At 39.5% G+C, this 26,661-nt stretch carries 27 protein-coding genes and 3 pseudogenes; all 30 read left to right on the top strand.

Annotation, left to right across the window (positions count from 1 at the left end; genetic code table 11):
- Positions 1-6 precede the first annotated feature (6 nt).
- Entirely contained in the window at positions 7-237 is a 231-nt protein-coding gene (locus VCM39_RS16460; RefSeq protein ID WP_279209737.1) for a phosphopantetheine-binding protein, read from the top strand.
- Entirely contained in the window at positions 237-983 is a 747-nt protein-coding gene (locus tag VCM39_RS16455; RefSeq protein ID WP_322934194.1) for an SDR family oxidoreductase, read from the top strand. The genes VCM39_RS16460 and VCM39_RS16455 overlap by 1 nt, the downstream gene beginning before the upstream one ends.
- 26 nt (positions 984-1,009) lie before the next feature.
- A complete protein-coding gene (locus VCM39_RS16450) occupies positions 1,010-2,011 on the top strand; it encodes a ketoacyl-ACP synthase III (protein WP_323674050.1) in 1,002 nt (333 codons plus the stop codon).
- 6 nt (positions 2,012-2,017) lie between these two features.
- Entirely contained in the window at positions 2,018-2,977 is a 960-nt protein-coding gene (locus tag VCM39_RS16445) for a GNAT family N-acetyltransferase (RefSeq protein WP_322934196.1), read from the top strand.
- Between the two features lie 115 nt (positions 2,978-3,092).
- Entirely contained in the window at positions 3,093-3,566 is a 474-nt protein-coding gene (locus VCM39_RS16440; RefSeq protein ID WP_322934197.1) for an MBL fold metallo-hydrolase, read from the top strand.
- 24 nt (positions 3,567-3,590) lie between these two features.
- A complete protein-coding gene (locus VCM39_RS16435; protein ID WP_279209741.1) occupies positions 3,591-4,478 on the top strand; it encodes an NAD-dependent epimerase/dehydratase family protein in 888 nt (295 codons plus the stop codon).
- A gap of 12 nt (positions 4,479-4,490) precedes the next feature.
- Positions 4,491-5,708, top strand: a complete 1,218-nt coding sequence (locus VCM39_RS16430; RefSeq protein ID WP_322934198.1) for a glycosyltransferase family 4 protein — start codon at positions 4,491-4,493, stop codon at positions 5,706-5,708.
- Between the two features lie 6 nt (positions 5,709-5,714).
- Positions 5,715-6,191: pseudogene (locus VCM39_RS16425) on the top strand (glutamate--tRNA ligase family protein); the annotation flags it as partial.
- Positions 6,165-6,708, top strand: a pseudogene (locus VCM39_RS16420) (PIG-L deacetylase family protein); the annotation flags it as partial. The pseudogenes VCM39_RS16425 and VCM39_RS16420, both read left to right, overlap by 27 nt.
- 1 nt (position 6,709) lies before the next feature.
- Entirely contained in the window at positions 6,710-7,363 is a 654-nt protein-coding gene (locus VCM39_RS16415; protein ID WP_322934201.1) for a sugar transferase, read from the top strand.
- 184 nt (positions 7,364-7,547) lie between these two features.
- A pseudogene (locus tag VCM39_RS16410) lies at positions 7,548-7,922 on the top strand (hypothetical protein).
- Positions 7,916-8,047 carry a hypothetical protein gene (locus VCM39_RS16405; RefSeq protein ID WP_407934720.1) on the top strand — a complete coding sequence of 44 codons (132 nt, stop codon included), beginning with the start codon at positions 7,916-7,918 and terminating at the stop codon, positions 8,045-8,047. The pseudogene VCM39_RS16410 and the gene VCM39_RS16405 overlap by 7 nt, the downstream one beginning before the upstream one ends.
- Before the next feature lie 298 nt (positions 8,048-8,345).
- Positions 8,346-10,286: a polysaccharide biosynthesis protein gene (locus VCM39_RS16400; RefSeq protein WP_413544810.1), complete on the top strand. Its 1,941-nt coding sequence runs from the start codon at positions 8,346-8,348 to the stop codon at positions 10,284-10,286.
- Positions 10,287-10,434: 148 nt separating this feature from the next.
- On the top strand, positions 10,435-10,542 hold the full coding sequence (locus VCM39_RS16395; RefSeq protein ID WP_413544845.1) for an SEC-C metal-binding domain-containing protein: 108 nt from the start codon (positions 10,435-10,437) through the stop codon (positions 10,540-10,542).
- Positions 10,543-10,655: 113 nt separating this feature from the next.
- Positions 10,656-11,333, top strand: a complete 678-nt coding sequence (locus VCM39_RS16390) for a PIG-L deacetylase family protein (protein ID WP_007484448.1) — start codon at positions 10,656-10,658, stop codon at positions 11,331-11,333.
- Between the two features lie 713 nt (positions 11,334-12,046).
- Entirely contained in the window at positions 12,047-12,523 is a 477-nt protein-coding gene (locus VCM39_RS16385) for an HU family DNA-binding protein (RefSeq protein WP_195450049.1), read from the top strand.
- Positions 12,524-12,607: 84 nt separating this feature from the next.
- Positions 12,608-12,703 (top strand): smalltalk protein, encoded by a 96-nt coding sequence (locus tag VCM39_RS16380; RefSeq protein WP_322933963.1) that lies wholly within the window; start codon positions 12,608-12,610, stop codon positions 12,701-12,703.
- 136 nt (positions 12,704-12,839) lie between these two features.
- Positions 12,840-13,571: a type III pantothenate kinase gene (locus tag VCM39_RS16375; protein ID WP_322933964.1), complete on the top strand. Its 732-nt coding sequence runs from the start codon at positions 12,840-12,842 to the stop codon at positions 13,569-13,571.
- A complete protein-coding gene (locus tag VCM39_RS16370; protein WP_221648721.1) occupies positions 13,558-14,820 on the top strand; it encodes a hypothetical protein in 1,263 nt (420 codons plus the stop codon). Before VCM39_RS16375 ends, VCM39_RS16370 begins: the two co-directional genes overlap by 14 nt.
- Before the next feature lie 42 nt (positions 14,821-14,862).
- A complete protein-coding gene (locus VCM39_RS16365; protein WP_221648720.1) occupies positions 14,863-16,188 on the top strand; it encodes a tetratricopeptide repeat protein in 1,326 nt (441 codons plus the stop codon).
- Between the two features lie 45 nt (positions 16,189-16,233).
- Positions 16,234-16,812, top strand: coding sequence for an LPS export ABC transporter periplasmic protein LptC (gene lptC / locus VCM39_RS16360; RefSeq protein WP_195450047.1), 579 nt, complete (start codon positions 16,234-16,236; stop codon positions 16,810-16,812).
- 2 nt (positions 16,813-16,814) lie between these two features.
- Positions 16,815-18,071 (top strand): hemolysin family protein, encoded by a 1,257-nt coding sequence (locus VCM39_RS16355; protein WP_323674044.1) that lies wholly within the window; start codon positions 16,815-16,817, stop codon positions 18,069-18,071.
- A gap of 120 nt (positions 18,072-18,191) precedes the next feature.
- Complete coding sequence (locus VCM39_RS16350; RefSeq protein ID WP_002559642.1) at positions 18,192-20,330, top strand: peptidylprolyl isomerase; 2,139 nt, start codon at positions 18,192-18,194, stop codon at positions 20,328-20,330.
- A 137-nt stretch (positions 20,331-20,467) separates the two neighbouring features.
- Positions 20,468-21,502 carry a 23S rRNA (adenine(2503)-C(2))-methyltransferase RlmN gene (gene rlmN, locus VCM39_RS16345; RefSeq protein ID WP_002559643.1) on the top strand — a complete coding sequence of 345 codons (1,035 nt, stop codon included), beginning with the start codon at positions 20,468-20,470 and terminating at the stop codon, positions 21,500-21,502.
- Between the two features lie 74 nt (positions 21,503-21,576).
- Positions 21,577-22,620 (top strand): DUF4837 family protein, encoded by a 1,044-nt coding sequence (locus VCM39_RS16340; protein ID WP_322933966.1) that lies wholly within the window; start codon positions 21,577-21,579, stop codon positions 22,618-22,620.
- Between the two features lie 6 nt (positions 22,621-22,626).
- Positions 22,627-23,724 (top strand): 4-hydroxythreonine-4-phosphate dehydrogenase PdxA, encoded by a 1,098-nt coding sequence (gene pdxA, locus VCM39_RS16335; protein ID WP_221648718.1) that lies wholly within the window; start codon positions 22,627-22,629, stop codon positions 23,722-23,724.
- Between the two features lie 33 nt (positions 23,725-23,757).
- A complete protein-coding gene (locus VCM39_RS16330) occupies positions 23,758-24,957 on the top strand; it encodes a sigma-54 interaction domain-containing protein (RefSeq protein ID WP_221648717.1) in 1,200 nt (399 codons plus the stop codon).
- Complete coding sequence (locus VCM39_RS16325) at positions 24,944-25,471, top strand: LptE family protein (protein ID WP_025867397.1); 528 nt, start codon at positions 24,944-24,946, stop codon at positions 25,469-25,471. The genes VCM39_RS16330 and VCM39_RS16325 overlap by 14 nt, the downstream gene beginning before the upstream one ends.
- 5 nt (positions 25,472-25,476) lie before the next feature.
- Positions 25,477-26,256: a tetratricopeptide repeat protein gene (locus VCM39_RS16320; protein WP_221648716.1), complete on the top strand. Its 780-nt coding sequence runs from the start codon at positions 25,477-25,479 to the stop codon at positions 26,254-26,256.
- A 6-nt stretch (positions 26,257-26,262) separates the two neighbouring features.
- Positions 26,263-26,643: a preprotein translocase subunit SecG gene (secG, locus tag VCM39_RS16315; RefSeq protein ID WP_007484465.1), complete on the top strand. Its 381-nt coding sequence runs from the start codon at positions 26,263-26,265 to the stop codon at positions 26,641-26,643.
- Positions 26,644-26,661 lie beyond the last annotated feature (18 nt).

Genomic DNA, 26,661 nt, shown 5'->3' with positions numbered 1-26,661 from the left:
AACAAAATGGAAATCAAAGAATTTATCGCAGATTTTGCAGATCAGTTTGATGAGACAGATGCATGTGAGTTTAAGGCTGAAAGCGAATTTCGTGACTTCGAAGAATGGAGTAGCTTGACAGGTTTGGCAGTTCTAAATATGATTGGTAAGAAATATGGTGTAAAAGTAACTCCGGCAGAGTTAAAGTTAACAAACACTATTGAGGGTCTGTATAATTTAGTAATATCTAAAAAGTAATGCTTACAACTTTTTCCCTTGAAGGAAAAACAATCTTAGTAACAGGTGCATCATCAGGTATTGGTAAAGCCGTAGCACAGCAATGTGCTGCGGCAGGAGCTACCTGTATCATCACAGCTAGAAACAAAAGACGATTAGAGGAGGTTCTGATAAGTTTGGAGGGTGAAAATCACCAGATGATTATTGCTGATTTGAGTGACGTGAATGCCATCGAAGAACTGATCGGGAGACTGCCGAAAGTGAACGGTGTGGTATGCTGTGTGGGAGTTGTAGAAACAAAGATGCTGAAGTTCACCGAGGATGAAGATCTTCAAAAACTATTTAACACAAATGTTTTCTCTTCTATACGTTTGTTAAGAACAATAATTCAACAAAAGTGCTTAGCAAAGGAAGGTTCAGTTGTGTTTATTTCATCTATTTCTGGAGTAAAGTGTGGTTATATTGGAGGCTCACTATATGGTGCGACTAAGGGGGCGTTGGAAGGTTTCACCAAGGCGGCTGCACTTGAACTAGCTCCACAGAAGATTAGAGTGAATACTGTAACTCCAGGCATGGTAGAAACTCCAATACTTGATGGTAGTGACATAGACATGGAACAGATAGAGGCTGATAAAATGCGTTATCCGTTAAAGCGTTATGGAAAGCCTGAAGAGGTTGGATATGCTGTTGTATATATGCTATCTGATGCAACAAAATGGATGACAGGAACATCAATGTTGATAGATGGTGGATATACCCTAAATTAACGTAAAACAAAGTTGAAGAAAATATGATGAGTAAGGCATTCATTAAGGCAGTGGATTATTACTTGCCTGAGAACGTATTAACAAATGAACAGATAGCGGAACGTTTCCCGGAGTGGAATGCAGAAAAGGTGGCCAATAAGGTGGGTATTAAAGAGCGTCACTTGTCGGGCAAGGATGAAACCGCAGCTGATTTAGCGTATAAGGCGGCAGAAAAGTTATTTGCACAATATCCCGAGGAACGTGAGAAAGTAGATTTCCTGTTGCTCTGCTCGCAGAGTGTGGACTATAAGCTTCCATCCAGCTCATGTATATTGCAGAATAGGTTGGGATTGAAGACATCGTGTGGTGCCTTTGATTTTAACTTGGGATGCTCCGGTTATGAATACGGATTGGCGGTTGCCAAGGGCTTGATAGTAGGTGGTATAGCAACTAACGTGCTGGTTCTGACTGCAGAGACATATACAAAATACATCCATCCCGAAGACAAGGGTAACCAGACAATCTTTGGTGATGCTGGAACTGCAACCATTGTTGCAAGGGAGGGGTTTGCCGAGATAGGTGAATTTGTTCTTGGAACAGATGGTTCAGGAGCAGAAATGCTGATGTTAAAAACAGGTGGTGCCCGTCTGCCTAAAAAAGCGGGGTGTGTAACAGAGGATGGGAATGATACACAGAAATGGGATGATAATCTCTACATGGATGGTGGCGCGATCTTCAATTTCACTTCGGATGTTGTACCCGTAATGGTAGAGCAATTGTTAAAGAAAGAAAACTTGGATCAGGATGGCGTGGATCTTTGGATTTTCCATCAGGCAAATAAATATATGATTAACTATTTGCGTAAGTTGATGTGCATAAATAAAGAAAAGTTTTATGTGTTCATGGAACATGTTGGGAATACAGTTTCAAATACCATACCTATTGCTTTGTATGAGGCTCAGAAAGAAGGTCTCCTAAAGGGTAACGTGCTGCTGGCTGGTTTTGGCGTAGGGCTCAGTTGGGGTGCTACAATGTTACACTGCAAATAAGTAATAATGGAGAAATTCATCGTAAAGAAAACAACTGAACTTACAGTTGCGGAGAAGGAACAGATTCTCAACCTGTTTAATACTGTCTTTGAAAGAGAAAGGCCTTTACAAGAATATGAGAATCAAAATATCCAAAATCCTATGGGCTATTCTTATCATACACTTTTTATAGTTGATGATAAGATAGTAGGCCATAATTCTGGAGTTCCTAGTTATTACATAGTAAATGGCGAACGCGTAAAAGTAATATGTAACATTGACACTATGATAGCTAAAGAACATCGTGGCATTGAGAATTACTATGAACTGATGGATACGGCTTATTGTAGATATAAGGAAGATGGTTATGCAATGGTTATTGGATTCCCCAATGATAATGCACACCCACTTATTACAGCAATGAAGTTTTTGCTTGATGTTGATAAACTTCATACCTATTGCTTACCCTATAGAATAGGTGGTATTAAGAAAGGTATGGGTTTCCTTAATTGGGCCTCTGAACTATTCTGTATGGCTTGGGTTGGTTTATCCTCTTTGTTTGCGTCTTCTGATGTTAAAAAAAATGTAATAGCAAAGGAAGATGAAACTTTCAACAAGACCAGATATAAGTGTATGGATGGCGTATACTCTAAAGTAGATATTGATGGCGTAATATTTTTCTACAAGGTAAAAGTACATGAAGGTATTCGTACTGCATTTTTGATAGACGTAACTCAAAAATCTGCTAAGAACTATTGTAAAGCAGTGAGATATATCATGAAGCATGAGACAAATAATTTTGATTTACTTTTATACGTAGGTGAGCTGTTATTTAATTGTAATGGCATGTTTCGTATTCCAAGGAAGTTTGAACCAAAGAAATTCTTCTTTACAGCTAAGATTCTGGACGAGAAAGCAGTTAAGAAGAATGAGGTTTTCAATATCAAATGCTGGGATGTAAACCTATCGAACTATGACCTAATTTAATGTTGCAAGTCACTCATCACATCAATTCTATATTCTCATCTATCAGTTATTTAATAACAGATTTGGGTGGTAAAAATTATTAATTAATGTAGGAGATTATAAGGATGTTAAGATTATGTTGGTCGGACTCACGCTAAAAGGAGTCCTACTGACTCATGTGCTTTTTGATCATATTTATGGACTAAATGAATTATTAGAGGAATATCCATTAATAGATGTACACACCAATCGTTATGGAATGATAGCATTAAATGATCCAATGGAAAATATTTCTTGCTACCATGAAACTTCATTTAGAATAAAGGATAATTCTAATGTGGTTTGTTTGAATGATGGTGATTCTGTTGGCTTCAAGGATGTATCCTTTAATATTTTTAAAACACCTGGGTATGATCCGTCTTGCTTGTGCTATGAAATCGACGGAATGTTGTTTACCGGAGACTCTTTTATTCCAGGTATGAAAGTGTTTACAAAATTTCAGAATAGCAACAAAAAACAGGCGTCAGCTTCATTTGATAGATTGGTGAAAATGTCTGAGAAATTTAAAATATATGCTGGTCATTTTATAGATGCCTGCAAACAACTATAATTTTTCGGTATAACAAGAAAACTTATGAAAAGAGTATTGATAACCGGTGCTAACAGTTTTGTTGGCATGTCGATAGAGCGTTGGCTTGATAAGTCATTTGACGGACAGGAGAAGCAATTCTTTGTGGATACGGTAGATACAATGAATGAGGCTTGGAAGAAAGCTGATTTCTCACAATATGATGTAGTGTTTCATGTGGCAGGTATTGCACATGTAAATCCTAAACCTGAAATGGCACCATTGTATTACAAGGTAAACAAGGATCTGACTATTGAGATTGCAAAATGGGCGAAGGAGATGGGGGTGAAGCAATTTATCTTCATGAGTTCGAGAATTGTGTATCGTGCATCGAAGTCGATGAAGGCGAACGTGACCACGATTGACACTCAGCCAGATCCTAATGATTTCTATGGTGACTCTAAGTTGCAGGCAGAGAATGGACTGAAAGATTTGGATTGCCCAACGTTCAAGGTGTGTATTTTACGTCCGCCTATGATTTATGGTGTGGGCAATAAGGGTAACCTGCCTCGATTGGGTTGGTTGGCTACGAAGACTCCAATCTTCCCTGCTTGGCACAACAAACGAAGCATGTTGCATGTGGACAATCTGGCAGAGTTTGTGAAGCTGATAATTGTGCGCGAGATGAACGGAACATTCTTCCCTCAGAACAAGGAACTGGTGGATACGGTGGAGATTGTGCGCCACTTTGCGAAAGAGAATGGTCACAAAATCTGGATTACCCGATTGTTTAACCCATTGGTATGGTTGGGTAGTTATTTTCTACCTCCAATACCCAAGATGTTCTCAGATTCATACTACGACCCAGAGATGAGTATTTATGACTTTGATTATAATGTCGTAAGTTTTGAGGACTCGTTGAAAGGGCTTGATATAAGAAAATATATGAGATAATCGCCTTCAGTTATGAAAAGAGTTTTAGTAGTGACACAATATATATACCCTGAAAATTTCAAAAGCAATGAACTTGTTTTTGAACTTGCGAAAAGGGGGTATAAGGTTGATGTGTTGACTGGAATCCCTAATTATCCGGAGGGGGTATATTACAAAGGATATAACTTATTTAAGCGTAGGATAGAAAAGAAAGATGGAGTTACTTTCTATAGATGCTTGCAGCTACCACGAGGTAGGCGTGCTTCTGCTATAGGGTTGTCGCTTAACTATTTATCTTTCGTTTTTTCTGGTATATTATGGATTATATTCTACTTTATGTGGAAAAGAAAGTATGATGCCATCATTACACATGAACCATCTCCAATAACTCAACTTATTCCTGCTTGTTTATTAGGTATAATAAGAAGTACAAGCGTATATTCATGGATTATGGATATTTGGCCAGATTCCATAATGTTGAGCGTTAGCTCTAAGTTGTATAAGAGAGTTTCACCTATTCTTACTTATATCACAGAATGGACTTATAAGAAATCTACTAGAATTTTAATTACATCAAAGGGTTTCGAGAAACTTATTTGCCGCAATAAAGATTTTCACGATAAAATAGTCTACTTCCCTAATTGGAGTGTAGATATGTCTAAAATAGATCCACAATATAACATACCAAACCTCCCTAAAGGATTTAGAATTATGTTAGCTGGAAATTTGGGCGATGGACAAAATCTTGAATCCATAGGTAAATGCATGCTTTTACTTAAGGAATATAAAGAAATTAAGTGGATTTTTGTAGGAGACGGAAGTAGGAAACTATGGTTAGAATCGTTCATTAAAGAAAATGATCTCACAGATATTGCATTTTTAATGGGAAGATACCCTGGTGGTGCAATGCCATCTTTTTTCAAGAAAGCTGATGCGTTATTAGCAACATTAAAGGGTGGTTATGAGTTTCTGGATATGACTGTACCAGCAAGAGTACAGTCGTATATGTCTGCGGGTAAGCCGATACTAGCAATGTTAGGTAGAGGGTCTCAATATTTAATACGAGAAGCAGATTGTGGTTATGCTGTAGATCCTGGGGATTATAAGGCGTTGGCAAATGTTATTGTAGAGAAAGTATTACCAAATAGGTCGGAATTTGCTAACATGGGAAGAAAAGGTAGGTGGTATTATGAAAAGAATTTCGTACTAGGCAAATGTATAGATAATCTCGAAACAATAATAAATCATTGACAAAATATAAATGACAGAAAAGTACGTGTATGCTTTGCATCGAGCCAACAGGTCCCCCTTCATATAGGAGGTGTTTGTACAGCACTCTATAATTACCTTTATGCAAAGCAACATGGAGGTGATCTTATTTTTCGTATTGAAGATACAGACTCTACTCGTTTTATTCCGGGTACTGAGGAGTATATCATTGAGGCTTTTAACTGGCTCGGCATCAAGTTTGATGAAGGTGTGAGCTTCGGTGGTGAGCATGGCCCTTACCGCCAGAGTGAACGTAGAGATATTTATCGCAAGTATGTTAAGGTACTCCTCGATAACGATAAAGCTTATATTGCTTTCGATACTCCAGGGGAGTTGGATAAGAAGCGTACTGAGGTAGAGAACTTCTAGTATGACGTAAGTACTCGTGATATGATGTGCAACTCACTTACTCTCGATAAGACTGTGGTAGATGCGGTTCGTGCGTTCCGTCCAGAGGACAATGAACTGGAAGATGATACCAATGCTTCTAATAAGTTCCTTGGGGTGAATACGAGGGTACGTTCCCGAATATTGAGATGGATACTGTGCCTCACTTGAAGTTGGTACAGTTTATTGAGAGCACCATCAAGGAGAGCGAGCCTGATGTGATCATTACTCATCATCCTGCTGACACGAACAATGACCATCTCAGATATCGATGGTATGCCAAGAGATTATTCGCCTGTTCCAACGCAGGACCGAGGTGAGGCGCGTGCAGGAGTTTTGGTATATGGAGGTTCCTTCTTGTACTGAATGGAAGATTAACAATGCGATGAATTCGTTCCGTCCCAATACCTATGTTGAAGTAGGTTTGGAAGGTGTACATGTTAAAGTGAAAGCCCTGAGCATGTATAGAGGTTTATGCGTTCGTATCCGCACCCAAGGAGCAATGAAGTATATCCTTGGACTTGCTACTATTCGTGGTAGTGAGTGGGGTTGCAATTATGCTGAAGCGTTTGAAACAGTAGTAAGACTTTATTGATATGGTTTACAAAATAGTTAAGCGCATATTTGATTTTACTTGCGCTTTGATTGGTATCATTGGCACTTCGCCTATCTGGATTATGAGTATTGTGCTCACACTAGCTAGCGATTGGGGACCGTTGTTCTATTTCGCGAATCGTGTGGGCAAGGATAACAAGAAATTTAAGATGTGGAAGTTCCGTTCTATGCGTGTGGTAAGGGGAGCGAATGAGGCTTCATTGCGTCCTGATCAGGATAGAATATTCTGGTGGGGCAAGATTATGCGTAAGTTCAAGATTGACGAACTACCACAGTTGCTGAATATCCTGAATGGTACGATGAGTATTGTTGGACCTCGTCCGGCTGCTGTGGATCAGGTGGAGATTACCAGAGGTGGTGAGAATGCCATTTCTGCTACCGTTCCTTGCGGACTGACTAGTCAGTCAAGTCTGTGGGACTACATCTATGGCGACCAGTTTGAGGAGGAAGATAAGTACAACGAGAAGGTGCTACCTATTCGGCTGAAACTAGATGTATATTATGTAAAGCATGCCTCTTTCTTTGGAGACATCAAGCTCATCAACTGGACTGTATTGGCTATCCTTTATACCGCTTGCGGAAAGTACCCTCAGTGGATGCACAACAAGTTGGTGGAGTATTCAAAGGAAATGTAAGGACCCATTGTGAAGTATGAAATACATATATGCCATTTGGCAATTTATAAGTTATTTTTTTGTTTCACAAAAAACAGATAAGACAAAATGACGTAAGGAATGTCGTTAGCGTCTAAAAGTGACGTATTACTTACCCGTTGCAAAACTCCGAACTTTGCTTCCGTTAAATCAAAAAGTAAAGTTTATGTATAGTTACAATGAATTTGAACGTCTGTTTTTGCGTTACAAATTAGAAGGGGTTCCGAATGGAATCTCCATAGAGCAATTTTGTTTGTCCAACAAAGTACCTTATAACCTGTTTGAAAAATGGTACAAGGATACCTGAAAAAAGATAATACCTGTCCAAGTCCTGGGTACCCCTCCCGCGGAGGTGGATTTGGTGGAAACATCTGCATCGATTTTGAATCAGAATCCGACAAGCGATTCCCTGGTTCTTTCGCATACCGAACTTCGTATATTGGTGGATATCCGTATGAGCAACGGTGTGCATGTCAGTCAGAAGAATTTGAGTTACGAAGGTTTGAAAAATCTGGTAGGGAAACTGGAGGACTTATGTTGAATATAACAGGTTTCAACCGCTTTTTTCTTGTCCGTGATTTCCACGATATGCGTTGTAAAAATGAGAATGTTTTATCTATAATTCATCAACAGTTGAACCGTGAACCGGAGGATAGTGATGTCTAAAGATTTACGTCTGGTGCGTTTGTTCAGCTATGACCAACGGTCTTATAGCATGTTTGAGAAACGTTTTAGGTCAAGATGCAGGGGGCAGTGCTGGATTATTTCAAAAGATTCTTCTGCGAAATTGTTAAAGGACGTAGGAATTATGAACATTTATTGCCCTTGACAATCGGACTAAATTAAAAACAAATATTAAAAATCAATATCATTTTTGACGTTATTAATTAGGGAACCGCCTTGTGGGGGCTTTCCTTGGGCTACACGTCAAAATTGGACGCTAACTAACATTAAAAAAAATATTGTGAGAAGTATTATTTGTAAGATTTTCGACAACCTGTTTGAAAGGAAGAAATTTGTAAATTATCGGGCTGTTTTATTCATTGATGTAATATTGTCTGTTACAGGTACATGCATTACTCTGCTTTTTGTTAATGGTTTCATTATTAGTGTAGAGAAAAATGTCATCATAACTATTGCAGTTTGTTCGGGCATCATCAGTTTTCTTACTTTTCACTTTTTGAAAGTAAGTAGAAACATTATACGTCATGCATCGATAAAAAGTGTAGGTAAAATTGAAATGGCAATAATGTTGAAGGAGCTATCTCTATTAATTATTGCCATGATGATTGGCTCATGGTTACCGACAAAATATTTGTATGTATGCTGTTTTATTGACCTGCTGACAACGACAGCTATTTTGGTGGGTATTCGTGTTATGCTCATTTTGATTTATGATGTTGTTGTATCACAGTTCACTTCCAGAAAAGCTAGAGTGTTGGTATATGGCACCGGTGATAAAAGTGTTGCACTCAAGAAGCGTATGTACACAAGTAAGCATTTTCAAGTAGTCGGCTTTGTGAATCCAAATGAAAATCTTAAAGCGTATTCAGTATCAGAGTCACCGGTTTATTATTTTGCAGATGAATCCAATTTTGTGTGTTTTGTAGAAAAACACAATATTAACGGCATTATTTTTCCTTCGTATGAAGATGCTCAGAAGGAGCAGGGGCATTTGGTGAAATTCTGTCAGGATAATAATGTGAAAAACTATGTTTCTCCTCCTATTGATGTTTTGGGGGATGGTTTGAAGAAAACTGTCATCAGAGAAATTCGGATAGAGGATTTATTGGGGCGTGATGAGATCGAGATCAACATGCTGGAAATTATTAAGAATTTTACAGGTAAAACCATTTTGGTTACAGGAGCTGCCGGTAGTATTGGCAGTGAATTATGCCGCCAGTTGGCTACCTTCGGGATTAAACAATTGATTCTGTTTGATAATGCTGAAACTCCCATGCACGAACTCCGTCTGGAATTGGAACGCTTTTTCCCCGAACTGACATTTGTTCCTTTTATTGGTGATGTCCGCCAGAAAGAACGTCTTCAGATGGCTTTTGAGAGGTTCCATCCACAGGTCGTATTTCATGCGGCCGCCTACAAACATGTTCCTTTGATGGAAGAGAATCCTTGTGAAGCGGTCCGGGTCAATGTGGTTGGTTCCCGGTTGGTTGCCGACTTCTGTGTACAATATTGTGTAGAGAAGATGGTGATGATTTCCACCGATAAGGCCGTTAATCCGACGAATGTGATGGGAGCTTCCAAACGCTTGGCTGAGATTTATGTACAAAGTCTGGGTCTTGCTATGGAACATGGGCAGGTGAAAGGAAAAACGAAGTTTGTGACTACCCGGTTTGGAAATGTACTTGGCAGTAATGGCAGTGTGATTCCATATTTCAGAAAACAGATACAGGAAGGCGGCCCCGTGACCGTCACCGATCCCGGGATTACCCGTTTCTTTATGACTATTCCCGAGGCCTGCCGTTTGGTGATGGAGGCAGCCACAATGAGTACCGGTAATCAGATATTTGTTTTCGATATGGGTGAACCGGTGAAGATTGTAGACTTGGCCGAGAAAATGATCCGCCTTGCAGGATACATTCCGGGTGAAGATATTAAAATAAAGTTTACCGGTTTGCGTCCCGGTGAAAAGCTTTATGAGGAGGTCTTGAGTAATGAGGAGAATACGATTCCGACGGATCATTATAAAATACGTATAGCCAAAGTGAGGGAATACAAACGGGATGAGATACTTGCCTCTTATGATAAACTGGCGGAGTTGGCACTCTCGGTGAAGATTGAAGATACGGTGAGACTGATGAAACAGGTGGTACCTGAGTTTAAGTCGAATAATTCTGTGTATGAGAAACTGGATAGAGAAAATGCGGAGGTTTATCTGAATTGATTTGTAGACGTCCAATTAATTACGTGTTGTATGGCTCATATGAGGGATCGCTTTCAAAAAGCCTTATTGCAGGGCAAGGATGAAAAGGTTCGGTCTTTTATAGGATGGTTTTTTCAGCCATTTGATTCCGAAAGAGTTAGACTATCTGGTGAATGGTGTGCAGCAACCCTATGTGAATCCATTCAAAGCTGTCGGTCGAAGTGATCCTTGCCCTTGTGGAAGCGGTAAGAAATTCAAGAAGTGTTGCGGGAAGTGAGGGTGATCAATCCTAAAACAATCTTTCGAAGTATTACTGTAAATAGCTTGTGTCTGATATTGGTTCCTGTAGATACGAACCCCAAGTTGTATAATTGTTAAAAATTAGAGAATATGAAATACTTACTTGTAGTGGCTCATCCTGATGATGAGACGCTGGGCGCAGGTGCGTCTATGTGGAAATGGGCACGCGAGGGCCATCAGGTGGACGTGTGCATCATGTGTACGGAGGCGAAGGCGAGGGCCTTCCGACCTTCAGACGAGGAATTGGGCGATGATACGAATGCCTCGAACAAGTTCCTGGGTGTGAACCGCATATATGAGGGTACGTTCCCGAATATCGAGATGAACACTGTACCTCATCTCAAACTGGTGCAGTTCATTGAGAGTGCCATCAAAGAGAGCGAGCCAGATGTTATCATCACTCATCATCCTGCGGATACTAACAATGACCACCTACAGACTTCTATAGCGTGCCAAGAGGCTATCCGTCTATTCCAACGTAGACCAGAAGTGAAGCGTGTGCAGGAGTTCTGGTATATGGAGGTTCCTAGTTGTACGGAGTGGAAGATCAACAATGCAATGACAACATTCAATCCTAACTGCTATATAGAGGTAGGCAAGGAAGGCGTTGATGCTAAGGTGAAGGCTCTCTCAATGTATCGTGGTGTGATGCGTCCATATCCACATCCACGTTCAGCAGAATACATCACTGGTCTTGCTGCGATGAGAGGTGGTCAGTGGGGACAGGAGTATAGTGAGGCCTTCGAAATTGTGTTGCGAGCTTATTGATGAAGACACTCATAAAAGAAATATGGACTTTCTACACATACTTATTCTGACCACAGAAGATTGATAAAACATGAAATTCTTAATCGTTATTTTTCGAATTAAGAGTATGAGACAGATAAATATTTGTTAGATGCCCTTGTAAAAAATAAGCTTTTGATGAGGACTTTTTTGAACTTGTTAAAGGGACTTTTCTTGTTCTTTTGTATTCCCTATTTTGCCTGGAAACAGAAGACGACTCTATAACCCCAAACATTGGATTCGTCCAATGCTTTCTTCCTTACTTTAAAGATTAAGATGGAGTAAGGAGTGCCGGATTATTCTGATGTGAATCATGATAATTCTGCTTAATATTATTGTTTGTTTGTGTAGCCCTCCTTTTAAATCAGGCGTGGTTTATTTATAAGGAGGGCTTTTTTATTAAAGTTTTGTAGATCCTTTTTTTGAATTATAATACTGCATTCTTTTCATCTCAAATGTAGTTGTTAGCTAGCCAGGCTTTCCTGTTTGTGGAAATGCTTGGCTAGTTTTATTTTTATGATTTCGAAGGCTTGTAGTTTGTTGATAAATAACAGAATACAAAATCAGTGTGTTGTGAATCATTCAGCAGACTCCTTTTTGCTTTGAGGGCTTAGAATAAACCTCCATCTTTGCAATGTTGATCAACAAAACGTGAATGAAAAAACGATTAGTAACATTAAAAAGAGGAGGGATTTATGCCTTTATTTTATAAGGGAATACAAACCAGTAAAGCCAATAAAGCCGGAGTGAAAACATGGCATCCGTCTTTGGTGAAGATGAAGAAAAGGATTAATACACAAACCTTGGCAGAGGAGATTGCCGAAAAGGCTTCACTGACACCGGGTGATGTGCAGAATGTGGTACGGAACTTGCTTTCGGTGATGCGTAGATATCTGTTGGATTGCTATACGGTACGCCTTGAAGGGCTGGGGACTTTTACAATGAAGGTCCGTTCGCAAGGCAAAGGGGTAGAAACAGAAGACAAGGTGAATCCTAATCAGATCACATCGGTACAGTGTCAGTTTACTCCTGAATATTTCCGTCCGATAGCAGTGGGTACTACCCGGGCACTGACTCAGGGATTGTCATTTGCACATGCTGACTTGATGAAGAAAGGCATTGATAACAATGGCGGAGGAAATGAGGGAGAAGGTGAGGATCCGTCGGTTTAGTTGAGAGTTGAAAATTGAAAGTTGAAAGTTGGCTGCGCGGTGTTTGAAGCTTTTATGTAATAACTAATAATTAAAAAGAGATCTATGAAAAAGATGGTTTGGAGTACGATTCTGAAAGTGATTATTGCAGTGGCCAGTGCTATTGCAGGAGTAATTGGCGGTCAGGCAATGACGTTCTGAAATAAAAGACGATAATTGAGTGGAGAAAGCTCCCGGCGGTTCTGTGAAAGAGAACTTGCCGGGAGTTTTTTTATATGTGTGTGCAGTGTGCTTGAATTTTTATCTGTATCTTTGCACGCTCAAAACGATAAAAACAGTGAATTTAATTATCGATATAGGAAATACGGTAGCTAAAGTGGCACTCTTTGAGGGGGCTACAATGGTAAATGTTATCTATGATTCTAATGAATCGCTGGATTGTCTGGAACATATTTGTACTGAATATCCGATTGACAGAGGTATTGTTGCAACTGTCATTAATCTGAATGAGCGTGTTTCCGGACAAATAAGTAAGCTTTCTGTACCTTTGCTTTGGCTGGATAAAGATACTCCGCTTCCGGTAATCAATTTATACGAAACACCCGAGACACTGGGGTATGACCGGATGGCTGCTGTGGTGGCTGCCAATGAACAATTTCCGGGAAGGGATATTCTGGTGATTGATGCGGGGACTTGTATTACTTACGAATTTATTGATTCTCTGGGGCAATACCATGGTGGGAATATCTCTCCGGGGTTGCAGATGCGTTTTAAGGCACTTCATCAGTTTACGGGACGTTTGCCATTAGTTAGTCCACAGGGATGTACGCCGGCTTTGGGGAAGGATACAGAGACTGCTATGCGTGCCGGAGTATGGAAAGGTATTGAATATGAAATATCAGGTTATATTACGGCTATGAAACATAAATATCCTGAAGTTTTGGTTTTTTTAACGGGCGGAGATGATTTTTCTTTTGATACGAACGTAAAAAGTGTCATCTTTGCAGATAGATTTTTAGTGTTGAAAGGATTAAATAGAATTTTAAACTATAATAATGGTAGGATTTAAACAGACACTTTGTGCGCTTTTGCTCACGACTTTTGCAGGAGTGGCAGTCGCTCAAAATAATACAAACTCTCCTTATACACGATATGGCTATGGCGATTTAGTCAATCAGAATTTCGGAAATAGTAAAGCAATGGGAGGGATTGCCTTTGGATTGCGCGATGGTTCACAAATTAATCCGTTGAATCCTGCTTCATATACTGCTATTGACTCACTGACATTCTTATTTGAAGGAGGAGTGAGTATGCAAAATGCTAATATCAGTGATGGCGCTTTGAAGTTGAATGTAAAAAATTCGAGCTTTGATTATATTGCGATGCAGTTTCGGTTGCATAGAAGACTGGCAATGAGCATCGGATTGCTGCCTTTCTCAAATGTCGGTTATAATGTGTCACAGGGATATTCGGAGACATCTGCCAGTCCGAGTTACACAAAGCAGCTGTTAGGTGATGGAGGTTTGCATCAATTATATGCCGGTTTGGGTGTGAAGGTACTTAATAACTTAAGTATTGGTGCTAATGTTTCTTATTTTTGGGGAGACATAACACGTACCTTGGCTATGGTATATCCTTCTTATACGGATGTAGACGGGCAAACAGTTTCCAATTCGTATGTAGAGTCGACCGGAATGTCGGTTCGTGATTATAAACTGGATTTTGGTATACAATATACACAACCTATTGGTAAGAAACATTTAGTAACATTGGGAGCTGTGTTTTCTCCGAAGCATAATTTGAATAATGATACTTATGTGCAAACCAATACGAGTGTAATAACTACTAAAGATACGATTGCAACATTCGGATTACCGAATAGTTTTGGAGCTGGTATTACTTATAAATATGATGACCGCCTGACGGTGGGAATTGATTACAGCTTGCAAAAGTGGGGGGATGTGACTTATATGAATCAACCTAATGCATTTTGTGATCGTACAAAAATTTCGGTAGGCGCTGAATATTTGCCTTCGAAACTTGGAAAAACTTATTTTGGACATGTGAAATATCGTTTAGGAGGTTATTACACTACTCCTTATTACAAGACAGAAGCTGGTGAAAGGGCTTCACGTGAGTATGGTGTTACAGCTGGTTTGGGTTTACCTATTCCACGCTCACGTTCTATCGTTAGTCTAACAGCGCAGTATGTGCGTGTAGAGGGTTTGCAGACTGGTATGTTGAATGAAAATATTTTGAGATTCAGCATTGGAATCACGTTTAATGAACGTTGGTTCTTCAAACGTAAGGTTGATTAATATTGAATAGACTAATTATATAACAACTAAAATTTAGATACAATGAAGATTAAAACGCTTGTGGCTGTGTTGTTCCTTTCGGCGGGTGCAACCTCTGTTGCGGCACAGAACGATAGCATCTGTATCCCCAACAGTAGTGTATCACATGAAGCTGTAAAAGCAGGTAATTTTAAAGATGCCTATGCGCCGTGGAAAATAGTGTTGGAAACCTGTCCTACACTTCGCTATTATACTTTTAAGGACGGTTTTACAATTTTGGAGGGTTTGATGTCCAAAATGACTGATAGGAATAGTCCTGAATATAAGAAGTATTTTGATGATTTGATGCATACGCATGATGTGCGTATGAAGTATATTCCCGATTTCCAGACAAGAATGAAGGGAGTTCCTTCGGTAGAAGATGCATTGGGTGATAAGGCATTGGCCTACATTCAGTTTGCGCCATCTCCGGATGTAAATCAGGCTTATGAATGGTTTAAACAGTCTCTTGAAGGAGCTAAAGCTGATGCTTCTCCTAATGTGATGCATTTCTTCCTGGATATGTCTTTGCAAAAGTTGAAAGCTGATCCTTCTCATAAAGAACAGTTTATTAAGGATTACTTACTTGACACTCAGTATACGGATGAAGCAATTGCTAAAACTGAGAAAGAGAACATTAAGGCTGCTTTGAGATCTGTTAGAGAAGGTCTGGATGCACAGTTCATAAATAGTGGAGCTGCTACTTGTGAGTCATTGCAAGAGATATATGCTCCTAAAGTAGAAGCTAATCAGGGAAATCTGGAAGCTTTGAAAGAGGTAATTAAAGTGATGGCTATGATGGGCTGTAAAGATAGTGATGCATATCTTCAGGCATCTTTATATGCTTACAAACTGGAACCAAGTGCTGATGCTGCTATCGGTTGTGCTGCTATGGCATTCAAAAAAGGAGATATTGACGGTTCCGTTAAATTCTTCGATGAAGCTATATCTTATGAAACTGATAATGTAAAGAAAGCAGAGTCGGCATATAAGGCTGCCAGTGTATTGGCATCAGCTAAGAAGATTTCGCAGGCAAGAAGCTATGCCCAGAAAGCTATCAGTTTCAATGAAAACTATGGTGCTCCTTATATCCTGATTGCTCAGTTATATGCTGGTAATTATAAATGGAATGATGAACCGGCATTGAATAAATGTACTTTCTTTGCTGCCATTGATAAATTGCAAAGAGCTAAAGCAGTAGATCCAAGTGTGGCTGAAGAAGCTAATAAGTTGATTTCTTCATACTCTGCTTATACTCCGGAAGCTAAAGACCTGTTCATGTTAGGTTATAAAGCTGGCGACCGTATCACAATTGGCGGATGGATCGGAGAGACTACAACGATCAGATAATATAATATGTTACAAGAAAAAAGTAACTTTTTATTTAGTAAAAACATGAGCATAACAATTGTCCTGGGGACAATTGTTATGCTTCTTTTATTTTCTTCCTGCGGAGGGAAGAAGAAAGAGCTTGGTGAGGCTATAACGGAACGGGATTCTTTGCCTTCGATGGCAACTTTAGGGGTTGTAACCTATATTTCGGATTCGGGTGTGACACGCTATCGTATGGAGGCCGAGGAATGGTTGATGTACGATCGTAAAAGACCTTCTTACTGGGCATTTGAAAAAGGTGTCTATCTTGAACAGTTTGATTCTTTATTTAATGTAGATGCCAGTATAAAAGCTGATACTGCTTATTTCTATGATAAGCAAAAACTTTGGAAGCTGATGGGAAATGTCGATATTAAAAACCGAAAGGGAGAACGGTTTAATACAGAACTGTTGTATTGGAATCAGGCCACCGAGAAGGTTTATTCGGATCGGTTTATACGTATAGAACAGCCCGATCGGATTATTACCGGGTATGGTTTTGATTCTAATCAGCAAATGACCATCTATCAGATAAGAAATATGGGAGGTATTTTTTACGTAGATGAAGAAGAACAAAAAGCATCAACGGATTCTGTAAGATAAGTATGAGTATTATTGTTTACCTTTTAATAACTATGGCTTTCTCAGCCTTCTTTTCGGGCATGGAGATCGCGTTCGTCTCTGTTGACAAGCTACGTTTTGAGCTTGAGCGAAAAGAGGGGCTGTCATCAAAAATTCTGTCTGTATTCTTCAAAAATCCAAATGATTTTATTTCTACGATGTTGGTTGGTAACAACGTAGCATTGGTCATTTATGGTATTCTGATGGCACAGATTATTGGAGATAATTTGTTGTCCGGGTTTATCACTAACCACTTTCTGATGGTATTGGTACAAACCATCATTTCAACATTAATTATTTTGGTGACAGGTGAATTCCTGCCTAAGACATTGTTTAAAATCAACCCTAATCTGGTACTGAATGTATGTGCCGTTCCTTTGTTTATCTGTTATATTATCCTTTATCCCATATCGAAACTTTCTTCCGGACTTTCTTATATGTTTCTGCGTCTTTTCGGAATGAAGATAAATAAGGAGGCATCAGCAAAAGCATTTGGTAAAGTTGACTTGGACTACTTTGTACAATCCGGTATTGATAACGCTGATAATAGTGATGAACTGGATACCGAGGTGAAGATATTTCAGAATGCGCTTGATTTCTCAACTATAAAAATCCGGGATTGTATTGTGCCACGTACAGAGGTAGTGGCTGTTGATTTATCTACTTCACTTGAAGATTTGAAAAATCGCTTTGTAGAATCCGGAATTTCAAAAATTATTGTTTACGACGGAAATATTGATAACGTAGTCGGGTATATCCATTCTTCAGAAATGTTTCGTAACCCTAAGGATTGGCGGGACAATGTAAAGGAGGTACCTATTGTGCCTGAGACGATGGCTGCTCACAAATTAATGAAACTTTTTATGCAGCAAAAGAAAACGATTGCTGTGGTAGTGGATGAGTTTGGAGGTACTGCCGGAATTGTTTCTCTGGAAGATCTGGTAGAGGAAATTTTTGGTGACATAGAAGATGAACATGATAATACATCGTATATCTGTAAGCAGATAGGAGAGGGGGAGTATGTGCTCTCCGGCCGTTTGGAAATTGAAAAAGTAAATGAAACTTTTGATCTTGATTTACCGGAAGCGGATGACTATCTGACTATTGGTGGATTGATTCTGAGCCAGTATCAAAGCTTCCCGAAACTGCATGAAATAATTTCCGTAGGGCGTTATCAGTTTAAAATTATTAAGGTAACACCGACTAAAATAGAGCTTGTGCGGCTGAAAGTGATGGAATAATGGTGTAGACCTCCATTTTTTTTGCTAATAAATAGATGTATATTAGCATTTTTTGTATCTTCGTGCGCTAAAACAACTGAGACGAAAATAATAATAAACAAATAAACTGTATTAATTAAAATGGCAACATTACAAAACATTAGATCGAAAGGACCTTTATTGGTGATCGTTATTGGCTTGGCGTTGTTTGCTTTCATTGCGGGTGACGCATGGAAAGTTCTTCAGCCACACCAATCACATGACGTAGGAGAGGTGAACGGGGACGCACTTTCCGCTCAGGACTATCAGGCATTGGTAGAAGAATATACTGACGTAATTAAGTTCTCCAGTGGAACAAATTCGTTGAATGATGAGCAAACCAATCAGGTGAAAGATGAAGTATGGCGTACATATGTAAATAATAAACTTCTTGAAAAAGAAGCAAAAAAATTAGGTCTTACAGTTTCAAAAGCTGAAATCCAGGCAATTATTGACGCAGGTGTTCATCCGCTTTTACAGCAGACTCCGTTTCGTAATCCGCAGACTGGTGCTTTTGATAAAGATATGCTGAAAAAATTCCTGGTAGATTATTCTAAAATGAATCAGTCTCAAATGCCGGCACAATACGCTGAATATTATAACTCAATGTATAAGTTCTGGTCATTTGTAGAAAAAAGTCTGATACAGAATCGTCTTGCTGAGAAATATCAGGCATTGATCTCAAAATCACTGTTCTCTAATCCGGTAGAAGCACAGGATGCTTTTGATGCAAGAGTAAATCAGATGGATTTGTTGCTTGCTGCCGTTCCTTATTCTTCTATTGTTGATTCTACAATAACAGTGAAAGAGTCTGAGTTGAAAGATCTGTATAATAAGAAGAAAGAACAGTTCAAGCAGTATGTAGAAACCCGTGACATTAAATACATCGATGTACAGGTAACTGCAAGTCCTGAAGACAGAGCTGCTATCGAAAAAGAAGTGGGCGAATATACTCAGCAGTTAGCAAATACTGAAAGTGAATATACTACTTTTATTCGTTCGACAGGTTCAGAAAAACCTTATGTTGATTTGTATTATAACAAAACTGCTTTCCCGAGAGATGTAGTAGCCCGTATGGATTCTGCAGTTCTGAATAAAGTGTATGGTCCTTACTATAATGGTAGTGATAACACAATCAACTCTTTCAAAGTTATTGCTAAAACTGCAGCTGCCGACTCTGTAGAGTTCCGTCAGATTCAAGTTGTAGCTGAAGATGCTGCAAAGACTAAAACATTGGCTGATAGTATCTATAATGCAATAAAAGGTGGTGCAAACTTTGTTGATTTAGCAAAGAAATATGGTCAGACCGGAGAAGCAAACTGGGTTTCATCTGCCAATTATGAAAATGCGCAGATTGATGGTGATAATCTGAAATTTATCTCAACTATTAATAATCTGGGTGTAAACGAAATGACCAATCTTCCTTTGGGACAGGCTAATGTTATTCTTCAGGTTACTAATAAGAAAGCCGTTAAGGATAAATATAAAGTGGCTGTTATTAAACGTACAGTGGACTTTAGCAAGGAAACTTATAGTAGAGCTTATAATGATTTCAGCCAGTTTATCGCAGCTAATCCTTCTTTGGATAAAGTGGTGGCTAATGCTGAAGAAGCTGGTTATAGATTACTCGAAAGAAATGATCTGTATAGCTCTGAGCATGGAATTGGTGGAGTTAAGGGTACAAAAGAAGCTTTGAAGTGGGCTTTCGCAGCTAAGCCAGGTGAAGTTTCTGGTTTGTATGAATGTGGTGAGAGCGACAGAATGTTGGTGGTTGCACTGGCTGGCATAACTCCTGAAGGTTACCGTTCTTTGAAACAGGTACAGGATCAGTTGAGAGCTGAAATAATAAAGGATAAGAAAGCCGAAAAGATCATGAATGATATGAAGGCTGTCAATGCGACTTCTTTTGATCAGTATAAGTCAATGGCTAACGCTGTGAGCGACTCTGTAAAACATGTAACTTTTGCGGCTCCTGCTTATATACCGGCTTTGCGTAGTAGTGAACCTTTAGTAGGTGCTTATGCTTCGGTTGCTGAGTTGAATAAGTTGAGTGCTCCGATTAAAGGTAATGCAGGAGTATTTGTATTGCAGATGTATGCTAAGGACAAGTTGAATGAAACATTTGATGTAAAAGCTGAAGAAGCTACATTGGAAAATATGCATGCACGCCTGGCGGGACGTTTGATGAACGATCTCTATCTGAAGGCTGAGGTGAAAGATACACGTTATCTGTTCTTCTAAGAAGAACTGACTTATATATGAAAAGGCTGTTTCCGCATAGGGAGCAGCCTTTTTACGTTAACTTTTGGTGGTAGTCTGCTCTGAAATCAACTTTAATTCCTTACATTTGCATAAATAAACATTGAATTGTACAGAATATGTCCAAATATCCTCTTTTAGGAATGACTCTTGATGAGTTGCAGTCGGTGGTGAGAGGCCTGGGAATGCCGAAGTTTGCTGCTAAGCAGATTGCATCGTGGCTTTATGATAAAAAGGTAAACTCTATTGATGAGATGACAAATCTGTCATTGAAACACCGTGAAGCACTTGGGGCAGAATACGAAGTAGGAGGGGTGCCTCCTGTTGAGGCAATGCATTCGGTAGATGGGACTATTAAGTATCTTTTTCAGGTAGGTGAGAAGAACTTTGTAGAGGCAGTCTACATTCCTGATGACGATCGTGCAACACTTTGTGTTTCTTCTCAGGTAGGTTGTAAGATGAATTGTAAGTTTTGTATGACTGGTAAGCAAGGTTTTACTACAAACCTGACTGCTAATCAGATACTAAATCAGATCAGTTCATTGCCCGAGCGGGACAAGCTGACTAATGTTGTGTTGATGGGAATGGGCGAGCCTTTGGATAATCTGGATGAAGTGTTAAAGGTATTGGAAGTTTTAACTGCATCTTATGGTTATGGTTGGAGTCCTAAGCGAATAACACTTTCTTCTATCGGTTTGCGTAAAGGTTTGCAGCGTTTCATAGAGGAGAGTGATTGTCATCTGGCTATTAGTTTACATTCTCCGATTCCCTCGCAGCGTTTAGACCTAATGCCTGCAGAGCGTGCTTTTTCTATTACTGAAATTGTAGATTTGTTAAAGAACTATGATTTTAGCAAACAACGCAGACTTTCATTTGAATATATTGTTTTTAAAGGCGTCAACGATTCGATGATATACGCCAAAGAACTTGTGAAATTGCTCCGTGGGGTAGATTGTAGAATAAACCTGATTCGTTTTCATGCTATTCCGGGAGTAGATCTGGAAGGAACGGATATGGAGACAATGGTAACATTCCGTGATTATCTGACTTCACATGGTGTTTTTTCTACGATTCGTGCTTCGCGCGGTGAAGACATTTTTGCGGCTTGTGGTATGTTGTCTACTGCAAAGCGGGAGGGGAATAACAAGAATTAATATAAATTATTAACTTATCCGATGAAAATATACGAACTTATCGTAGTTTTGTAAAAACATTAAAAATGATCAATATGAAGAAGTATCTGTTTTTTATCAGTATGGCTCTTGTAGCATTGACTTTTTCTTCTTGTAACGGCAAGAAGGGTGTGTTTACTCCGACCTCCAGTGGGCGTGCATATGAGATTCTTGTAGTAGTTGATCATGCCTTGTGGGAGCGTCCTGCGGGAAGAGCTTTGTTTGATGTGCTTGATACGGATGTTCCGGGATTACCGCAGTCTGAACGTTCATTCAGGATTATGTATACCTCTCCGAGAGACTATGATTCTACATTAAAATTAATACGCAACATTATTATAGTGGATGTGCGTGATATATATACCAAACCGGCATTTAAGTATGCAAAGGATGTATATGCTGCTCCTCAGCTTATTTTGACTATTCAGGCTCCCAATGAGCAGGAGTTTGAAAAGTTTGTAGAGGAAAACAAACAACAGATTATCGACTTCTTCACACGTGCTGAGATGAATCGTCAAATTTCCCAGCTTCATAATAAACACAATGATTACATCTCTACCAAAGTAGGCAGTAAATTTGATTGTGATATTTGGCTTCCGTCTGAATTATCTTCTTCTAAAGAAGGGGAAGATTTTTTCTGGGCATCTACTAATACGGCTACCGGAGATCAGAACTTTGTGATCTATTCTTATCCTTATACTGATAAGGATACTTTTACTAAAGAATATTTTATTCATAAGCGTGACTCTGTGATGAAAGCTAATATTCCGGGAGCTAAAGAAGGCATGTATATGTCTACGGATTCTATAACAGTGGATGTCCGTCCTATCGATGTGCATGGAGATTACACCATGGAAGCCCGTGGACTTTGGCGTATGAAGGGCGACTTTATGGGTGGTCCGTTTGTGTCTCATACCCGTTTGGACAAAGCCAATCAGCGCATTGTAACAGCAGAAGTATTTGTATATTCACCTAATAAATTAAAACGTAATCTGGTACGTATGCTCGAAGCATCGTTGTATACATTGAAGCTTCCTACAGAAAAAAAACTGGGAGAGATTCCGATGGGTGTGGCCAGAGAAGAACAAACTAATAAATAACGACACATGGAAGATAGTAAAATAAGGGTTGGTATTACGCAAGGAGATATCAATGGCGTAGGCTATGAAGTGATATTGAAAACTTTTGCCGATCCTGTTATGCTGGAGTTGTGTACTCCAATTATTTACGGTTCCCCTAAAGTGGCAGCTTATCATCGTAAATCATTGGATTTACCTACTAACTTTAGTATTGTTAATTCTGCTTCTGAGGCAGCTTTCAATCGTTTGAGTGTAGTAAACTGTACGGACGACGAAGTGAAAGTGGAATTCTCTAAACCGGATCCGGAAGCAGGAAAAGCTGCACTCGGTGCTTTAGAGAAGGCTATTGAAGAATTTAGAGAAGGATTGATTGACGTCATCGTGACGGCTCCGATCAATAAACATACCATTCAGTCGGAAGGATTTTCATTTCCCGGACATACCGAATATATTGAGGAGAGACTGGGTGATGGAAGTAAATCATTGATGATCCTGATGAAGGACGACTTTCGGGTGGCACTGGTAACAGGGCATATTCCCGTACGTGATATTGCTTCAACCATTACTAAAGAACTTATTCAGGAGAAAATTGCTATTTTTAATCGCTCCCTGAAGCAGGATTTTGGTATTGGTGCACCACGTATTGCTGTACTGGCTCTGAATCCTCATGCAGGAGATGAGGGGTTACTTGGTACCGAAGAGCAAGAGATTATTATCCCGGCAATTCAGGAAATGGCTGCTAAAGGAATACTTTGCTACGGTCCTTATCCGGCTGACGGATTTATGGGCTCGGGTAACTTTACTCATTTTGATGGTGTGCTGGCTATGTATCATGACCAGGGATTGGCACCATTCAAGGCATTGGCTATGGATGAAGGGGTAAACTATACGGCCGGACTTCAGGTAGTACGTACTTCGCCAGCTCATGGAACAGCATATGATATTGCCGGAAAAGGACTGGCTTGTGAAGACTCTTTCCGTCAGGCAATCTATGTGGCAATAGATGTGTTCCGCAATCGCCTGCGTGATAAAGAAGCTCATGTTAATCCGTTGAGAAAACAATATTACGAGAAACGTGATGACAGTGATAAGTTGAAGCTTGACACTGTGGATGATGATGTATAAACAAAAACACAAGAAGGAATTTATAGTGCGATTATGACGAAAGCGGAAATTCAACAAGTAAAACTTAGGTTCGGTATTATTGGTAATACAGAGGCTTTGTCGCGCGCCATTGATGTTGCCATCCAGGTTGCACCCACTGACTTGTCCGTGTTGATAACCGGAGAAAGTGGTGTGGGAAAGGAGAGCTTTCCGCAGATTATTCATCAGTATAGCCGTCGCAAACATGGGCAATACATTGCAGTAAACTGTGGTGCTATCCCTGAGGGCACAATTGATTCTGAACTGTTTGGACATGAAAAAGGAGCTTTTACGGGAGCAATTGGCGAACGAAAGGGATACTTTGGCGAAGCTGATGGTGGAACAATATTTCTGGATGAAGTAGGGGAATTGCCTTTACCAACTCAAGCTCGTTTGCTTCGTGTACTTGAGAGCGGAGAGTTTATCAAGGTAGGTTCATCAAAAGTACAGAAGACGGATGTACGTATCGTTGCTGCTACTAATGTTAATCTGACACAGGCTATTGCGGACGGACGTTTTCGCGAAGATCTGTACTATCGTCTCAATACGGTTCCTATTCAGATACCTCCTTTGCGTGAACGTGGTGAAGATGTGTTGTTACTATTCCGTAAGTTTGCCAGTGATTTTGCCGAGAAGTATCGTATGCCTGCTATTCAGCTGACAGAAGATGCCAAACAGGTGTTACTAGCTTATCCATGGCCGGGAAATGTGCGCCAGCTAAAGAATATAACAGAACAGATTTCGATTATAGAAACCAATCGTGAGATTAACGCAGCTATTTTGCAAACATATCTCCCGGCTCAGAACACGCAACGTCTGCCGGCTTTGTTCGGAATAAAAGATAATAAAGGGTTTGAGAGTGAACGTGAGATTCTTTATTCGGTTTTGTTTGATATGAGACAGGAAGTATCTGAATTGAAGAAGATGGTTCACAATTTGATGGCAGAGAAGGGAAGTGTGCCCATTGTGGCACCTACGCCACCTTCAACAATGCCTACAATCATTCATACGGTGAAGGCTCCCTGCCCGGTAGATGATGATATACAAGATACGGAAGAGTATGTGGAAGAGTCTCTTTCTTTGGATGAAGTGGAGAAAGAAATGATACGTAAAGCCCTGGATAAACATCATGGGAAGAGAAAAAGTGCAGCTCAGGATTTGAATATTTCGGAACGCACCCTCTACAGAAAAATAAAAGAATATGGATTGGAATAAAAAAATACCACAATGGATGTTATTACTGGCTTTGCCGGTAATACTTCTGGCGTGTACAGTCTCTTATAAGTTTAATGGGGCGTCTATTAATTATGATAAAGTAAAGACAATCTCAATTGCTGATTTTCCGATAAAATCTGCTTATGTTTATCAGCCTTTGGCAAATAAGTTTAATGACGATTTAAAAGATATTTTTACTCGTCAGACTCGTTTGCAATTGGTGAGAAATGCCAATGCTGATTTGCAGATTGAAGGAGAAATAACAGGTATAAATGTGTATAATGAAGCTGTTTCGGCTGATGGGTTTTCTTCAAAAGCAAAAGTAACTGTTACAGTTAATGTTCGTTTTGTGAATAATACCAATCATGCAGAAGACTTCGAACAACAATTTTCGGCTTTCCGTTCCGACCTCGATCCGAATTCATTATTACCGAATATACCGGATGCAACGATTGCTGAAATAACGAAAGAGATAACTGATCAGATATTTAATGCGACAGTGGCAAATTGGTAATTTGAATGACTTCTGCTAACCTTCAACAATGGATTCAGCACCCCGAGATGCTGAATAAGGATACGTTGTATGAGCTTCGGACGATGCTTACACGCTATCCTTATTTTCAAACGCTGTGGTTACTATATTTAAAGAATTTGTATTTATTACACGACATTACATTCGGGGCCGAATTACGTAAAGCAACTCTTTATGTGGCCGACCGACGCTCACTTTTCTACCTCATAGAAGGAGATAAGTATATATTGCAATCCCGTAAAAAGAAAACAACCTCTGTAGATGAATTGCCGGAAATAGAGCCGAATCTTGATCGCACTTTAGCGTTGATAGATGCTTTTTTGTCTACTGTACCGGAAGAAGTAACTTCTCAGACCAGCCTGGATTATACGACGGACTATACGGCTTATTTACTACAGGATGATGGTATTTCTACCGATGATGAAACCGAAGCACCCAAACTTCGTGGCTTTGAACTGATTGATGGGTTTATTGAAAAAAGTGAGAGTGAACCGGCTCTTAAGTTACAACCTTTGCCAGATGGAAATTTATCAGGAGAAGAATCTCCGGAACAATCTTCTTCCGAAGAATTGAGTACCGAAGAAGAAGAGGAGGATGATAGCTGTTTCACAGAAACATTGGCTAAAATCTATGTTAAACAGCAAAGATATTCCAAAGCTCTTGAAATTATTAAAAAATTAAGTTTGAAATATCCAAAAAAAAATGCTTACTTTGCAGATCAAATAAGATTTTTAGAGAAACTGATTATTAACGCTAAATCAAAATAACAAAAAATGTACTTATTATTCGTTATCTTAATGGTCATTGCAGCCATATTGATGTGCTTTATTGTACTGATTCAAAATTCTAAAGGTGGTGGTCTTGCATCCGGCTTCTCATCATCCAATGCAATAATGGGCGTTCGCAAAACTACAGATTTTTTGGAAAAAGCTACTTGGGGATTGGCAGCATTCATGGTTATAATGAGTATTGCTACAGCTTATGTTGTCCCTACTAATGCATCCAGAGGACAGGATGTAATTTTGGAACAAGCTCAGCAAGAAGAAAAAACAAATCCGTATAACCTGCCTTCGGGTACAGCTGCACCTGCTACTGAAGCACCTGCTGCAGAAACACCGACTGCACCTGCAACAGAAACTCCTGTGGCAGAATAATTACAGATGGAAAGTTAA

Source organism: Bacteroides mucinivorans (genome assembly GCF_034654355.2).
Classification (GTDB): domain Bacteria; phylum Bacteroidota; class Bacteroidia; order Bacteroidales; family Bacteroidaceae; genus Bacteroides; species Bacteroides nordii.
Note: the sequence above shows the minus strand (reverse complement) of the source record. Positions and strands in the feature narration are given on the sequence as shown.